This is a genomic window from Maridesulfovibrio sp. FT414 (assembly GCF_050916235.1).
Classification (GTDB): domain Bacteria; phylum Desulfobacterota; class Desulfovibrionia; order Desulfovibrionales; family Desulfovibrionaceae; genus Maridesulfovibrio.
In genome coordinates this window covers 349,964-364,219 of record NZ_CP104854.1, presented here as the reverse complement: position 1 = coordinate 364,219, position 14,256 = coordinate 349,964, and the positions used below count along the sequence as shown (strand labels likewise).

The following is a 14,256-nucleotide window of genomic DNA, read 5'->3' as shown; positions in this document are numbered from 1 at the left end:
AGCGAAAGCCCGGTCATGTAGCCCGGCAGGATTACTTATAGGAAAAGAAGGAGTCGGAAATATCGTTGAAGTCGTCGACCATTGCTTTCTGGTCCGGGGAAAGATTGTGCAGGTCCCATTGCTCACACAGTTCTTGCGGTTCGCGTGCCCTGTTTCGGACCTTGATTACGGTAAGGCTGCGCTCTCCGGTAGGGATGAAGGTTGAGCGCACAAGGTGGCAGTCCACGTGTGCAGTGAAGCATTGTACGCCTGTGGCGTTGCTGAAACAGTTGCCGATTGAAACCGTGGACCATTGACCGATTTCCGGGATGATGATCTCGGCCTTGCGGTTCAGCAGGAGTTGAACCCTGGCAGTGGCGTTGCCGTTTTCGAAGAGATAGCTCTGCTGGGTGATGGAGAGGAAGTCTCGCTCGGAACTGCCGTCCGGTTTTAGTGCTGCAGAAACAGAAAGAGTTCTGTTTGCGGTGATGAATTTTGAATCGAAAGGAATGACAAAGGGTTGTCCCGGCTTATGAGAGCCGGAACAACCCGTAATAATCATCAGCAGCACGCACAGGATCGCGCAGCATGTCGGTCCAGAAAACCTTGCGCTGAGTGCAGTCCTGTACATTCTTTATTTCTTCTTCTTGCCGCCGGCGTATTTCTTTACATCAATATTGTACTTTTTGACCTTGTAGTTCACGATCCTGTAGCTGACGCGAAGATCCCGGGCAGCCTGCAGCATGTTGCCGCGGGCTTTTTTGAGGGAATCAACCAGCAGTTCCTGCTCAAACTTGGCTACGGCCTCACCGAATGACAGTGATGTATCCGTTGCGGTGGATTCGGCAGTCTGCAGGGTCGGCGGCAGGTGGTAGGTTCTGATAACCTCCTCCTCGCATATAAGGACAGCACGTTCGATGCAGTTCTTGAGTTCACGCACGTTTCCCGGCCAGTGGTACTGGGTGAAAAGGTCGATGGCCGGGCTGGAAATTCTTTTGATTTCCTTGTCATATTCCTTTGCGAAGACTTCAAGGAACTGTTCTGCCAGCGGCAGGATGTCCTCACGGCGTTCGCGCAACGGCGGAATGAAGATAGGAAAAACGTTGATGCGGTAAAAGAGGTCTTCCCTGAATTTGCCTTCACGCAGAAGGGTTTCAAGCGGCTGGTGGGTAGCACAGATCAGGCGCACGTCAACTGCGATAGGCTGCTCGGAGCCTACGCGCTGGATTTCCTTTTCCTGAATAGCGCGCAGAACCTTGGCCTGAGCATCAAGGGAGAGTTCTCCGATTTCATCAAGGAACAGTGTTCCGTTGTTGGCGACTTCGAATAGACCGCGCTTGTTCTGGTAGGCGCCAGTGAAGGCTCCTTTCTGGTGTCCGAAAAGTTCGCTTTCGACCAGCTCGGCGGGGAGTGCAGCACAGTTGAGCTTGACCAGAGGCTTCTCACGGCGTGGACTGCATCCGTGGATGGCTTCTGCAAGAAGTTCTTTACCTGTACCGGATTCACCGCGCAGCAGCGCTGTGGCGCGGCTGGGGCCGACCTGACGAGCCTGTCTGAGCACCTGTCGCATGCTTTTGGAGGTCGCCACGAAATCTGACGGCGGAGGCATGTCCATTGTGCCGGGCATCATGCCCTGCGAAAGCAGTTGTGCCTGCATGGACATCTCTTCCTGCAGCCTCGACACCTGATTGGAAATAAGCGAGGCAACAACTTCAAGGAACTGCTTGTGTTCCAGCAGGTTGTCCATGGGCATTACAGGAGCGTCAACACTCAGCGTGCCAAGTACTTCCCGATTACCGCTGGAGTCGGTGTTGGTTATCGGCACGCAGATGTATGAGGAGGTTCTGAGTTCCTCTTCTGATCTGCTGAAGGCCTTGTTGATGAGTTCCGTGTCATCGGCCATACGGGGGATGACAACTGATTTGCCTGATTCATAAACACGGCCGATAACGCCCTTACCCGGCTGGTAGGTGACAGAGTAGTCCTTTGCCGGGCTGTGGGTTATGGAAAGCTTCAGCCTTTCCGACTCCGGGTCCATAATGGCAAGAAAAACACGTGGAAAGTGGAGGTCCTTGGACAGAACTTCAAGAATTGCGTTGAGGCTGGGCTCCAGATCATGATGTGGCGCTATAGATTCCAGAATCTCGCTTAAAGTGGAAAGATAAATATTATCCACGCTTTCCGACAGTCCTTTAATAGTCATTTTTTTTCTCATGCCGTCCAGGCTGTTTTTTGTTTCAGCTTTAGCAGACCACCAGTACAGTTGTGAGGTCCGTGGTTTCGGCCTAAAATTTTTGGTGGTAGAAGGGGCGGTTTTCAGCATCTGCAAGTATAGCTGAATTACCCGAAATGTCGACAGCCGCATTGTTCATGCGGCTGCCGACAGTTTTTCTATTTAAGATACAGCTTTAACACCCAGCTCAAGAGCCTTGATGTTGATGTCCGCAATTTTCGGTTTCATGGCTGATTTTATTGTTTCAGTCAGTTGTTCCGGTTTAAGCGGAATGCATCCGGTGGCGCAGAGAGCTCCGAGCAGGGCGATATTGCCGCTCTGCACAGCACCGGCTTCAAGTCCGAGTGACTGGCAGGGCAGGTAGTATGCTTTTCCGGCGCAGGCTGCAACCTTTTCCTTTATTATTTCAATGGGGGTATTTTCGGCTTTACCGGTACATACACTCAATGGCGGAATGTATTCGGTGCTGGAGAGCACTATTCCGCCGGGTTTGAGGTACGGCAGTGCGCGCAGAGTCTCAAGAGGCTCGAAGCCGAGAATAACGTCTGCTTCACCATATCCGATTTTGGGGGAAGCCAGGCCGATGAGCAGGGCGGATTCAACTACGCCGCCACGCTGGGCCATACCGTGGATTTCCCCGGCAGTGACATCTATACCGGTATCAAGAACCGCCTGTGCAAGCAGGTTGGTGGCGGTAAGGGTTCCCTGTCCGCCAACCCCGGTCATGAATATACGCAACTTTGTGCTCATTAGCTGCTCCTTTTCCGGGCTTTGATGTCCTTGGTCAGCTGCAGGCAGAGCATACAGCCGGAGCAAAGAATCTCGTTGATTTCAACACCGCCGGCAGTTTTTTCAAATGCGGGGCAGGCCAGCTCTTCCATGACCGTGAGGACTTCTTCGGTCTGGTTTTCCACGTAAGCTGCGCGTGCAGGCTTTTTGCCCAGAGTACGGCGGGCAAAGAGCGGGCAGGGATCCTTGGCAATGAGGACTCTCACACCGTCGATCGCCTTGAGCTCTTCAAGAGCAGAAGTAATGGCCTTCTGGTTGAGGGGGCTCACGGTGCGAACTTCGGTTACGCCGCAACCTTTGACTATGGACTCGATGTCAATCTGCACCGAGCTGGGGCCGAGTGCGGTTGTTTCAACACCGGGGTTGGGCTGGTGCCCGGTCATGGCGGTTGTGGAGTTGTCGAGGATCACCAGCAGAATGTTGTGCCGGTTGAAGACAGCGTTTACCAGTCCGGTGATGCCGGAATGGAAGAATGTTGAGTCTCCGATGAAGCCGATTACGGTCTGTCCTGCCGCTTTGGCTGCTCCGCAGCCTGCAGAGACCGAAGATCCCATGCAGAACAGGAAGTCTGCCGCATTAAGCGGAGGCAGAATACCGAGTGTGTAGCATCCGATATCGGAGGAACATACGGCTTCAGGTCCGAAAACTTTTTTGACGGCATAGTAGGCGGCACGGTGTGTACAGCCGGCACAGAGGTTCGGCGGACGAGTGGGCAGTCCTTCTGCGGCCTCACAGTTCTCAACGGCTACCGCATCAAGTCCGAGTATTTCGCGGATGGCTGCGGTCACGTTGATGGTGGAGTATTCGCCGTTAAGCGGGAGGTTGGGGTTGTCCTTGCCCACAACTTCTACATCAATTCTGTTTTTCTGTGCCAGTATGCGGATTTCATTTTCAAGGAACGGCTCAAGTTCTTCAAGAATGAGTACTTTGTCCACTGATGTGATGAATTCGGTGATCATCCTGGCGGGCAATGGGTAGGTAAAGCCCAGCTCAAGGATTTTGAACTTATCGCCAAGACCGGTGTCTGCAAGGGCATCGGTAAGGTAAGCGCGGCAGATGCCGGATGCTACAATACCGATTTTGCCGTTTCCACTGACCTTGTTGTAGACGGACTTTTCAGCCATTTCACGCAGTTTTTCAAGCTTGGCAAGCAGGTCCACATGCATGCGGCGGGCAAAGGCCGGGATTGGCACGAACTGAGCTGGGTTCCTCTTGAAGCCTTCAGCAGGTGCGAGCCTGGCAATCTGACCGTATTCAACTGGCCCGCGCAGATGGTTCACGCGTGTGGTTGTGCGCAGCAGGAATGGGGCGGACATTTCGCGGGACATGTTGAGTGCATCGCGAGTCATATCCTTGGCTTCCTGTGCGGAGGAAGGTTCCATACAGGGCATTCCTGCAAGGCGTGCATAGTAGCGGTTGTCCTGCTCGTTCTGGCTGGAGTGGCAGCCGGGATCGTCTGCGGAAAGCAGAACCATGCCGCCGGGAGTTCCAACATAGGCCAGAGTCATGAGCGGGTCGGCAGCTACGTTAACACCGACATGCTTCATTGTTGTCAGGGTCATTGCACCGGAGACTGCTGCTCCGCCGCCGACTTCCAGCGCAACCTTTTCGTTGGCCGAGTATTCAAAAAAGAAGTCGCCCTCAGGAGAAAGGCGGAAAAAAGTGTCCGGAACTTCTGATGAAGGGGTACCGGGATAGCAGGTGACGACCTGTATTCCGGCTTCAATAGCGCCTCTGACAATGGCTTCATTGCCGAGAAGCAGCTTTTTCATACCCGGACTGTCCGCGAGAAGAGGATGAGCCATTAATGTGCTCCTTAGTCAAGGGGTTAACAGGATGTTCACAAGCGTACGATTCTGGGAAGAGGTTGTTATTTATCCCTCTTCCCTGGTCTGCATCGCACACTTATGAGCAGGCTGTATCTCTGTTCAACGTTATTGCTTAAAGTCTGGCTTTGAGCTCTTTGATTTTGCCTTCAAGGTACAGACTTTCGTTGGGATTGCTGGTCATGAGTCCCTGATAGGCCTGAATTGCCAGCTGGATATTTCCGGACTGTTCGGCTGCTTCACCGAGCATTCTGTTGATGGTGGAAGCGTAGGTTTCAGCACCACCGTTTTTGAGTGTCTGCAGGATTTTAACTGCATCAGCGGGATTACCTGACAACATAGCACATTTGGCCTTGCCGAGTTCAGCAATGGGAGCCATTTCCCTGGCATCGGCGGTAACGGCGGACCATGCTGCTTCAGCCTTTGCATAGTCTCCAGCATCCATCCATGCTTTGGCGAGTGCGAGCTGTACAGCCGGTTTCATCTCTGCGGGTGCATCTTTGATGAAAGCAGCCAGTTCTTCTGCCTGCTTTGCACCGCTGTACTTGATGAGAATCGCGCCAAGTTCGCTCTGGGCCTTGATCTGTTTCTGATTATTCATGTATTTGACACCGGAAACGCCGGCGGCAATAATGATGATGGCAGAAACTCCGGCCACGATCATTTTCCCGTTCTTGAGGAGATAGTCCAGAATGGGGTGCAGTGTGTCTGGGGTTGCTTCGTGAACCTGATTGAGAATGTCCTGAGTGGTGTTCTTGTTTTCTTCCATTAAAGGAAAGCCTCCATAAGAATTGATGGAAATTAGCACTGGTTAAAGAGCGCTTTATAAAGCAGTCTGACAAAAAGGTCAAAACTCAATATTTAAAATAAATTGCTGTAAAGTCAGGATAAAATCAGAAGATACTGAAAAAGATTACAAAAAATGGAAAAATAAATTTACCGGTTTTATCTCTAAAACAGTTCCTGCTCGGGGATATTGGTAAATGTTAGTTGACTTTTTTGCAATATCCTTAGTAGCCCTTTTGTGTCGAATGAAGGAAAAATTGATATTTCAGTTAATATAATTTGATCAGAGGTGGAAAATGAGTCTTTTTGAAGCAATGAAAACGGTAGCAGGAAAGGCCAAGGAAGCTTCCCGCAAAATAGCCTGTGCTGAAGGAACGGCCCGCAACGCAGCCATAGTGGAGCTTGCAAAGCTGCTCGAACAGGAAAAGGAATTCATCTTTGCCGAGAACCGCAAGGATCTGGACGCTGCCCGGAAGAACGGTCTTGATCAGGCCCGCATGCAGCGGCTGGAGATTTCCGATTCTGTTCTCAACTACATGATTCAGGGCTGCAATGAAGTGGCCGGCCAGTCTGACCCCGTCGGTGAAATTGAAAGGATGGAAAGACGTCCTAACGGCATGATGGTCGGTCGTATGAGAGTTCCTCTCGGCGTCATCATGATGATTTTTGAATCCCGCCCCAACGTTACCGTGGATGCAGCAGTGCTCTGCTTGAAGGCCGGCAACTCAGTTATCCTGCGCGGCGGTTCGGAGGCCATTCATTCCAATCTGGCCCTTGCTTCCCTGTTGCAGAAGGCCCTTGAAAAGGCCGGTCTGCCTGCTGAGGCAGTGCAGGTGGTGGAACTTACCGACCGTGAAGCTGTGAGCGAGCTGCTCAAAATGGATGAATATATCGACGTGGTTATTCCCCGCGGTGGCGAAGGGCTTATCCGTGCAGTCGTTCAGCAGGCTACCATGCCTGTCCTCAAGCATTACAAGGGCGTCTGCCACATTTACGTGGACAAGGATTGTGAAATCCCTGAAGCTATGGACATCATCAAGAATTCCAAGGTTCAGAAACCTGCGGCCTGCAACTCGCTTGAGTGTCTGCTTGTGCACGAGGATGTTGCCAGGGATATCCTGCCTCCCCTGGGTATCCTGCTCAGTGCTTGCGGTGTAACCATGAAAGGTTGTCCGCGGGCCATGCCCCTGCTGGGAGAGAAGGCTGTTGCAGCTGATTTCGACGACTGGGGAATGGAATATCTTGACCTTACCCTCGCTGTGAAAGTCGTCAGCGGGCAGAATGAGGCTCAGGCCCACATTGCCCGTTACGGTTCAAACCACAGCGAAGTCATTTTGACCACAAATCACGCACGGGCCATGCGCTTCATCCGTGAAGTTGATGCTTCCATGGTCGGCGTCAATGCCTCCACCCGTTTCAACGACGGCGGACAGCTCGGACTCGGTGCCGAAATCGGTATTTCCACTTCCAAGCTGCATTCTTACGGTCCCATGGGCGCAACCGAACTTACTTCTACCAAGTTCGTGCTGCTCGGCGACTGGCAGATTCGTAATTAAGTATGTTCGAATGTCCGGAGAACAGAGACCTCGGCGAAGGTTTCTTTCTCCGGACATGTTTTTAATAATCTTTTGCCTGTGGCTCGGGACGGCTTTGGGGAAGGTGCATGGTTGTACTCCCGGACAGCTCTCCTGAGTTTTTTTATCTGGTCAGCCTATGAAAATCGGTCTGTTCGGCGGAAGCTTCAATCCTGTACATTCTACACATATTGATGTGGCTCGGTCCGTTATGGAGCGGCTGGGACTTGATAAGGTTCTGCTTATTCCAGCCGGGAATCCTTACCATAAGGAACAGGAGGAGATGCTTCCGGAAGAACTGCGCTTCGAGCTGGTACGCCTTGCTGTGGCTGGTGAAGCAGGACTTGAAGTCAGTGATATTGATCTTGGTGCTGAAGGGCCTACTTTTACCATTGATACGCTTACCGAGGCCGTAAAGCGCTATCCTGACGATGAACTTTATTTTATAATGGGGCAGGACTCGTTCGAATCATTCTCTTTATGGAAGGACTGGGAGAAAATTCCGAAGCTGGCAAATCTTGTTGCCGTAAGCAGGGAGGAGGCCGACCATGGCAGTATGGTTCATGAACTCCAGCGCATTTTTACCGATATTGAACAGGCCGGTGTCAATGTCTGGAAAATAAAGGATGCAAAGTCTGTTTACATAATCGGTGATTTTGATTTTGTAATCAGTTCAACCCTTGTGCGCGATGTCTGGAAGCAGGGAGGTACTGTAGAAGATTATGTCCCGGAGCAGGTAGCGCATTTTATGGTTGCGAATAGAGGGTTGTTTGAGTCTTACTGGCACTGATGAAAAGGCTCCATAAATGTAATTCAAAGTATTTCAATAAAAAAGCCTCCGGCGACCTGCCGGAGGCTTCTTGCTGTTCCGTGTCCCGTCCTGAAATAGGTTTACGCCCAAAGGACATATTTTATGGAACAGGAAGAAACTCAACGAGTTTTGAGGCTATAAAGCCTTACTGTCCTCGCATGTCAGCGGATGGATATTCTGATGGAATCACTGATCGATCAGATGTTTAAGAACCTGCTCGGGAGATATATCCCGCAGACACTGGCGATCTTTCCTGCAACTGCTTTTCCCGTGCAGGGAGCAGGGGCGGCAGTCCATTTTTGATTCAAGGACCACATCATTGGGGCCTGCGGGATAGAATCCCCAGGCCTTTGAGGTCGGTCCGAAAAGGGCCGTTACCGGGGTCCCAACGGCTGCTGCCAGATGCATGGGGCCGGAATCTCCGGTAACAAGCCGACTGGCCTTCTGCAGCACAGCACATGTTTCGCGCAGTTGGAGCTGGTTGGTGAAATTGCATTCCGGCCCGGATGATTCGAAAATATCCTTATCCCTGCCTATGACGGCCCACCTGATTTTATTTCTATTCAACAGACCGCATAGCTTCAGCCAGTGCTCCCGTGGCCATGCCTTGTCAGGATGGGTGGCATAGGGGTGCAGGGCTATGAAGCTGTCACCTAGTTCGTGTTCATCAATTATGGCTTGGGCGAAGTCAAGTTCCGATTCGGAAAGATAGATGCGTGGCAGCAGTACGTCTGCAGGAACAGGAGAGTCCGTAAGAGCTGCAGCATAGCGCTGTGTGACGCTCAGGTTATCAAGCTTCTTTTCAAGGAAAGGGGCGCGGGTTATTTTAAAAGCGCGCCTCTCAAGCGAGTATTTTTTGTATCTGCTGACCTTGCCTTTCCAGCGCGCGGATAGAATTTGCGAGCGCAGGGTGGAGTGCAGGTCTATAAGTTCACACCCTTCATATTGAGCGGAAATTTCACCGGCCTTCTTAAGCCAAGTCAGGTCACCGAGATCTTTTTCCTCAAGCCCGATGACATTTTCGATATGAGGATTATTTTCAAGAACAGGTACATTGGCTGATTTTGTGATGACTGTATATGTGAATCCGTACTCTGCGGCCCAGTATTCCAGCACTCCTGTGGTAAGAACCACATCGCCAAGTGCGCTCAGTCTGAAGATTACTTTGTGTGTGTTTGTGTTCATGACGCGCACATTCTAATGGCCCGCCTTGAAGAGTCAATGTATATTTTTGGAAGAGGCTAACTGTCTGATGTCTTGCATAATTAATGATAAGAATCTACTTTGTACCCACCGGTCGAAAACAGGAACGGTTCTTCCTATTTCTGTTGCGCCGCTATCTGCCTTCTGATAATGATGCGATTATCAAATCCGTTGCCGGTCGGTGCTTTTTGCAACCTTAACAAATAAATTGATGCTGGAATTAATACTCGCTGTAAGTGCAGCCACGCTCATATCCGCTTACTGTTCCGTAAGCGAAGCCTTTCTTTATTCCTTTCCGTGGAGCAAAATCGAGACTCTGCGCCGTGAAGGACACAAGTCCGGGCAGATACTTCATCGCTTGCGTACAAATGTCGAGCGTCCAATCACTGCTATTCTGACCCTGAATACTGTTGCCAACACCGCCGGAGCCGCCTTTGCCGGTGCAGCCTGGACTGCTGTGTACGGGCCGGAAACCCTTCCGTTGTTCACGGTGAGTTTCACTGTGCTCATTCTTATTTTTTCTGAAATCCTCCCCAAGACAGTGGGGGTGGTTTACTGTGTTCCTTTGGGACGGGTGCTCGTCCGTCCTTTGGAAATACTCATATGGATATTTCTTCCAGTGATCTGGATCTGCGGCTATCTTTCCCGGATTATCAGCAAAAAGGGAAAGGGCCCACAGGCCACGGAAGAGGATATACGTGCAATGGTCAGCCTGACCAGAAGAACCGGGGCGATTAAACCGTATGAAGCCCTCTCAATTGCCAACATCCTGTCGTTGGACGACAAGATTGTTGAGCAGATTATGACACCCCGGACCGTTGTCTTCTCACTTCCGGCCAACATGACCGTTGCCGAGGCTCATGCAAAGTACAGTGCATGGCCTCACAGCCGTATTCCGGTTTATGAAGGTGATGATCCTGAAGACATTGTCGGAGTCATCTACAGGCGTTTTGTTTTCGAGACCCTGGCGGATGATGAGGATGATGTTAAATTGTCGGAGCTGATGCGCCCGGTGCGTTTTGTGCTGGAAAACATCACGCTGGACAAACTTCTGGTGAAGTTCCTTGAAAGCCGTATGCACCTGTTTGTTGTGCTTGATGAGTACGGTGGAATGTCGGGGGTGGTAACCCTTGAGGATGTAATGGAAGAAATTCTGGGCAGCGAGATTGTGGACGAGACCGATCAGGTTGTCGACATGCGTGAACTCGCCCGCCGCAGACGAAAAGAACTTGTCGTCAACGCGGACGAAGTGCCGCCTGACGCTTCGAAATAGAACGGAGTTTATATGGCCAAGAAAGGCGGAAAAGGCGTCTATATAGCCGCCCTGGTCCTTTTTCTCGGTGGTCTTGGATACCTGATTTATTCCGGTATCTCTCAGGACAGCGTGTATTTTCTGAATGTATCGGAAGCTCTTGCCATGGATGAAAGCAAGCTTGGTCAGGCCAGGCTTTTCGGCAGGGTTGCGCCGCAGAATATTGTGTCCAAGGAAGGCGGACTCGGCGTTGCCTTCGACCTTGCTGACCAGAAGGAAGCGGTCGGGACTATCCGCGTCGATTACAGCGGTGCTGTCCCGGATACTTTCAAGGAAGGGGTCGAGGTCATTGTGGAAGGAAATTTTGTGAATGGTCGCAACAATTTCCGGGCCACCTCCCTGATCACAAAGTGTCCGTCCAAATATGAAAAGAAAAACCGCGAGGGGCAGTCTTAACCTTCGTGGTGCAGTCATGTCCTGCTTCCGGCGGGACGTTTCTGTTTTTTAATGCTTTTATCCATCATGGAGAAAATATAATATGCAGCTTTTTGCAAACCTTATGCTACTGATAGCCCTGCTCGGGGCTCTCGGGGCAGGGGCTTACGCCTGCCTGTCGCTCATGACCGGCAAGCGCAATGTGCTGGTGCTCATTGACCGGGCCAACATGGCCGTTGCCGGGCTTGTATCCGTGGCAAGCGTCATTTTGACCGTAGCCCTTGTCAACCGTGACTATTCTTTTAAATATATCTACGAATACGTGGATAACACCCTGCCTATTTTCTATACAATTACAGCTTTCTGGGCCGGAGCCGATGGCTCTCTGCTTTTCTGGATGCTGTGTATAGCGATTATGGGCGTAATCTTCTCCAAGCTTGATCTCTTTCAGGAATTCTCTGAAAAAACCAGACTTTACTACTGGCTCTTTTTTATGATTATACAGGCGTTTTTCCTGCTTCTGCTTACAAGCTGGTCAAACCCTTTCATGGAACTTGTGCCCACACCGGCTGATGGTCGCGGTCTCAACCCGTTGCTGAGAAATCCGGGCATGATTTTCCATCCGCCGCTGCTGTTCCTCGGTTATGCCGGATTCACCAGTCCCGCGGCCCTTGCTCTTGGGGCCTATCTGTCCGGAGAACTCAAGTCTTGGGTCTCCTTCTGCCGTAACTGGAATATTCTGGCCTGGGTCTTCCTGACCGCCGGGATTGTACTCGGTTGCTGGTGGTCCTACATGGAACTCGGCTGGGGCGGCTACTGGGCATGGGACCCGGTAGAAAACGCATCCCTGATTCCGTGGCTCAGCGCTTCTGCATTCATGCATACAGCCGCTATTCAGATCAAACGCAAGGCTCTTCAGCGTACCAACGTCTTTCTCATGAGTCTGACCCTGCTGCTGAGTGTCTTTGCTACCTATCTTGTCCGTTCCGGGGTTGTTCAGTCTCTACATGCTTATGGTGAAAACGGTGTGGGACTGCCCCTGCTTGTATTCCTTCTGGCCAATCTTGCCGTTATCGGGCTGGGTCTTTTTGTCGGCCCCCGTCCTGAGTTCAAGACCCTCCCGGGACTGAACAGCAGACAGGGCCTCCTCATCATCGCTGCCTGGGCCTTCCTCGGCCTCGGTCTGGTTGTGGGGCTTGGAACCATGTGGCCGGTCATCAGCAAGATGTGGAGCGCCAATCCGGTTGGACTTGATGCAAAGTTCTACAACCGGGTCTGTCTGCCCCTGTTCAGCCTTCTGATACTTATTTTTACCGCGTGTCCCTGGTTCAACTGGAAGGAAGGCGTTGCCGACAGGCGCGGCCTGTTTCTGGTCGGCGGAGCCTTTGTGGGAGGTGGCATAATCAGTTATGCCTGCGGTCTTCACAATCCGCTGGCCCTGATAACCAGTGCCGCTGCAATCGCCTCCATCGTAGGTATTTTCAGTCTTTTCATACTGATGCCACAGATGCGCAAGGTTACATCCATGATCGGTGTTTACGGACTCCATCTTGGTGTTGCGCTCATGTTTCTCGGGGTGGCCTGGTCCGGGCCCAACAAGATTGAGCATGAATACGTGGTCAAGCAGGGCGAAAGTGTTCAGCTTGGTTCCTACACCATGACTTTCAAAAAGCTTACAGACGGGCAGAGTTCTGAAATGGCCTGGATCTCAGCAATTATTGATGTTGCAGAAAACGGAAAATCTGTCGGGATTCTCAGTCCTGAGCGCAGGCTTTACCGCAATTTCCAGCAGCCTTTCGCCGAGGTTTCCGTGATCCCCAGCCTGGGCAGCGAGATTTATGCTACCCTGCTCAGCGTGGATGAAAAGGGAACGGCAACCCTGAAGATGAGCATCAACCCCCTGATCAACTGGTTGTGGATCGGTGGAACGCTGATGTGCCTTTTCGGTTTTGTTGCTTTCAGGAAACCACGTTTAAGCTAGGCGGATGACCGTGGAACACAGTGAAAGTATAGCTCTCAAGGTTCGGGATGCGGCCAAGTTCTTCGGAACAAGGCTGATTTTCAAGAACGTCAGTTGTGATGTCCAGCGCGGGGAGATTATGCTCGTCGTAGGACGCAACGGCGCGGGAAAAACCACTCTGCTGAAGATCATGTCCGGGCTCTCAAGGCCTTCGGCCGGTTCTGCAGATATTCTCACCGCTCCGGAAAAGACTGCTTATCTTGGACACTCGACTTTTATTTATCCGCGTTTGAGCGGACTGAGCAATCTTTCGTTCTGGGCCACCATGTATGGTTTGTCTCCCTCGCGGGATGAACTGATGGAGCTGCTGAAGAGAGTCGGACTGGAAAGGGCCGCAGAAGAGCAGGCCGGGGCATACTCAAGAGGTATGGCTCAGCGTCTGAACCTGGCGCGCGTCTTTCTTGTGGATCCGGATCTGCTCTTTCTTGATGAGCCGGGAACCGGTCTTGATCAGGCTTCGTTGAACCTATTGCGCTCGGAGGTAGTCTCCCTGCGTAATCGGGGTACTGCAGTTGTCTGGATCAGCCATGACGTGAATCACGATACAGCTCTTGCCGACCGCGTCCTCGGACTTGCCGGGCGCAGGATGGCCTATTTGGGTTCCGCGACCGAGTTCGACCCCGATACAGTGCTGGGAGGTGAGAATGCTTAAACGCGGACTTACCATCGCTGCCAAGGATATGCGCCTCTCTCTCGGAGGCGGGCAGGGTCTGACTCAGGCCGTCCTTCTGGGACTTCTGCTCATCTTCGTGTTCAGCCTTTCCCGTCCGGCAGGACTACTGGTTGAACCGCAGGCTGCATCGGCCATATTCTGGCTGGCTTCATCCTTCGGTCTGGTGCTGGTTTTCAATACTTTGTTTTCAATGGAAGAAGCCAATGAGGTCCGTCTGGGACTGCTTTCCTCTCCTGTTCCGCTGCATGCGGTCTGGTTCGGGAAGGGGCTGGCCGGGTTCGGCCTGCTGCTCTGTTCGCAGCTGGTTTTTCTCCCGGCAACAATCGTCTTTCTCGGGCAGGATATGAAGGGGTCGCTGGCGGTTTTTGCCGTTACCCTGCTAGCAGCCGACTGGGGTCTTGTAGCCCTTGGTGCGTTGCTGGGGGCGATCTCACAGGGACAGGCGGCTCGGGAATCTCTGCTTTCAGTGATTCTTTTCCCGCTGCTGCTACCCATTCTGCTTGGGGCGATTCAGCTTATGACCTCGGTATTTTCCGGGGTGGTCCTTATGGATGAGAGTTCGTGGATGGGCATTATTGTTGCCGCCTCGGCTCTGTTCAGCGGTGCGGGCCTGATTCTTTTTCCTTTTGTATACAGCGGCGAACAGTAGATTCGCCTAAACATATTGTTAATACG

The 14,256-nt window shown here is 51.9% G+C and carries 13 protein-coding genes; 7 read left to right on the top strand and 6 right to left on the bottom strand.

Annotation, left to right across the window (positions count from 1 at the left end):
• Positions 1-31 precede the first annotated feature (31 nt).
• From N7E73_RS01635 to N7E73_RS01615, 5 genes are all read right to left on the bottom strand, one after another.
• On the bottom strand, positions 32-610 hold the full coding sequence (locus tag N7E73_RS01635; RefSeq protein WP_432737045.1) for a hypothetical protein: 579 nt from the start codon (positions 608-610) through the stop codon (positions 32-34).
• Between the two features lie 3 nt (positions 611-613).
• Positions 614-2,182: a sigma 54-interacting transcriptional regulator gene (locus N7E73_RS01630; RefSeq protein WP_432737043.1), complete on the bottom strand. Its 1,569-nt coding sequence runs from the start codon at positions 2,180-2,182 to the stop codon at positions 614-616.
• A gap of 192 nt (positions 2,183-2,374) precedes the next feature.
• Positions 2,375-2,962 carry an indolepyruvate oxidoreductase subunit beta gene (locus tag N7E73_RS01625; protein ID WP_432737041.1) on the bottom strand — a complete coding sequence of 196 codons (588 nt, stop codon included), beginning with the start codon at positions 2,960-2,962 and terminating at the stop codon, positions 2,375-2,377.
• Entirely contained in the window at positions 2,962-4,806 is a 1,845-nt protein-coding gene (gene iorA / locus N7E73_RS01620) for an indolepyruvate ferredoxin oxidoreductase subunit alpha (protein ID WP_432737039.1), read from the bottom strand. Before iorA ends, N7E73_RS01625 begins: the two co-directional genes overlap by 1 nt.
• A 136-nt stretch (positions 4,807-4,942) precedes the next feature.
• Positions 4,943-5,596 carry a tetratricopeptide repeat protein gene (locus N7E73_RS01615; protein WP_432737038.1) on the bottom strand — a complete coding sequence of 218 codons (654 nt, stop codon included), beginning with the start codon at positions 5,594-5,596 and terminating at the stop codon, positions 4,943-4,945.
• 313 nt (positions 5,597-5,909) lie between these two features.
• Here N7E73_RS01615 and N7E73_RS01610 point away from each other — a divergent pair, with 313 nt between their 5' ends.
• Both N7E73_RS01610 and nadD read left to right on the top strand, forming a co-directional pair.
• On the top strand, positions 5,910-7,169 hold the full coding sequence (locus tag N7E73_RS01610; protein WP_432737036.1) for a glutamate-5-semialdehyde dehydrogenase: 1,260 nt from the start codon (positions 5,910-5,912) through the stop codon (positions 7,167-7,169).
• A gap of 157 nt (positions 7,170-7,326) precedes the next feature.
• Positions 7,327-7,977: a nicotinate-nucleotide adenylyltransferase gene (nadD, locus tag N7E73_RS01605; protein ID WP_432737034.1), complete on the top strand. Its 651-nt coding sequence runs from the start codon at positions 7,327-7,329 to the stop codon at positions 7,975-7,977.
• Between the two features lie 207 nt (positions 7,978-8,184).
• On the opposite strand, the gene N7E73_RS01600 is transcribed toward nadD, so the two are convergent.
• Positions 8,185-9,183 (bottom strand): glycosyltransferase family 9 protein, encoded by a 999-nt coding sequence (locus N7E73_RS01600; RefSeq protein ID WP_432737033.1) that lies wholly within the window; start codon positions 9,181-9,183, stop codon positions 8,185-8,187.
• Between the two features lie 229 nt (positions 9,184-9,412).
• On the opposite strand from N7E73_RS01600, the gene N7E73_RS01595 reads away from it, so the two are divergent.
• The 5 genes from N7E73_RS01595 to N7E73_RS01575 all read left to right on the top strand — a co-directional run bounded on the left by N7E73_RS01595 (position 9,413) and on the right by N7E73_RS01575 (position 14,230).
• Positions 9,413-10,474 (top strand): hemolysin family protein, encoded by a 1,062-nt coding sequence (locus tag N7E73_RS01595; RefSeq protein ID WP_432737031.1) that lies wholly within the window; start codon positions 9,413-9,415, stop codon positions 10,472-10,474.
• Between the two features lie 12 nt (positions 10,475-10,486).
• On the top strand, positions 10,487-10,909 hold the full coding sequence (locus N7E73_RS01590; protein WP_432737030.1) for a cytochrome c maturation protein CcmE: 423 nt from the start codon (positions 10,487-10,489) through the stop codon (positions 10,907-10,909).
• Between the two features lie 82 nt (positions 10,910-10,991).
• Complete coding sequence (locus N7E73_RS01585; protein WP_432737029.1) at positions 10,992-12,869, top strand: heme lyase CcmF/NrfE family subunit; 1,878 nt, start codon at positions 10,992-10,994, stop codon at positions 12,867-12,869.
• Positions 12,870-12,879: 10 nt separating this feature from the next.
• Positions 12,880-13,560: an ABC transporter ATP-binding protein gene (locus N7E73_RS01580; RefSeq protein WP_432737028.1), complete on the top strand. Its 681-nt coding sequence runs from the start codon at positions 12,880-12,882 to the stop codon at positions 13,558-13,560.
• On the top strand, positions 13,553-14,230 hold the full coding sequence (locus tag N7E73_RS01575) for a heme exporter protein CcmB (RefSeq protein WP_432737026.1): 678 nt from the start codon (positions 13,553-13,555) through the stop codon (positions 14,228-14,230). The genes N7E73_RS01580 and N7E73_RS01575 overlap by 8 nt, the downstream gene beginning before the upstream one ends.
• The last annotated feature ends 26 nt before the right edge of the window (positions 14,231-14,256 follow it).

Coding starts and splice junctions, on each gene's coding strand:
- N7E73_RS01635 (WP_432737045.1), bottom strand. CDS start 610: ATGTACAGGACTGCACTCAGCGCAAGGTTTTCTGGACCGACATGCTGC.
- N7E73_RS01630 (WP_432737043.1), bottom strand. CDS start 2,182: ATGACTATTAAAGGACTGTCGGAAAGCGTGGATAATATTTATCTTTCC.
- N7E73_RS01625 (WP_432737041.1), bottom strand. CDS start 2,962: ATGAGCACAAAGTTGCGTATATTCATGACCGGGGTTGGCGGACAGGGA.
- iorA (WP_432737039.1), bottom strand. CDS start 4,806: ATGGCTCATCCTCTTCTCGCGGACAGTCCGGGTATGAAAAAGCTGCTT.
- N7E73_RS01615 (WP_432737038.1), bottom strand. CDS start 5,596: ATGGAAGAAAACAAGAACACCACTCAGGACATTCTCAATCAGGTTCAC.
- N7E73_RS01610 (WP_432737036.1), top strand. CDS start 5,910: ATGAGTCTTTTTGAAGCAATGAAAACGGTAGCAGGAAAGGCCAAGGAA.
- nadD (WP_432737034.1), top strand. CDS start 7,327: ATGAAAATCGGTCTGTTCGGCGGAAGCTTCAATCCTGTACATTCTACA.
- N7E73_RS01600 (WP_432737033.1), bottom strand. CDS start 9,183: ATGAACACAAACACACACAAAGTAATCTTCAGACTGAGCGCACTTGGC.
- N7E73_RS01595 (WP_432737031.1), top strand. CDS start 9,413: ATGCTGGAATTAATACTCGCTGTAAGTGCAGCCACGCTCATATCCGCT.
- N7E73_RS01590 (WP_432737030.1), top strand. CDS start 10,487: ATGGCCAAGAAAGGCGGAAAAGGCGTCTATATAGCCGCCCTGGTCCTT.
- N7E73_RS01585 (WP_432737029.1), top strand. CDS start 10,992: ATGCAGCTTTTTGCAAACCTTATGCTACTGATAGCCCTGCTCGGGGCT.
- N7E73_RS01575 (WP_432737026.1), top strand. CDS start 13,553: ATGCTTAAACGCGGACTTACCATCGCTGCCAAGGATATGCGCCTCTCT.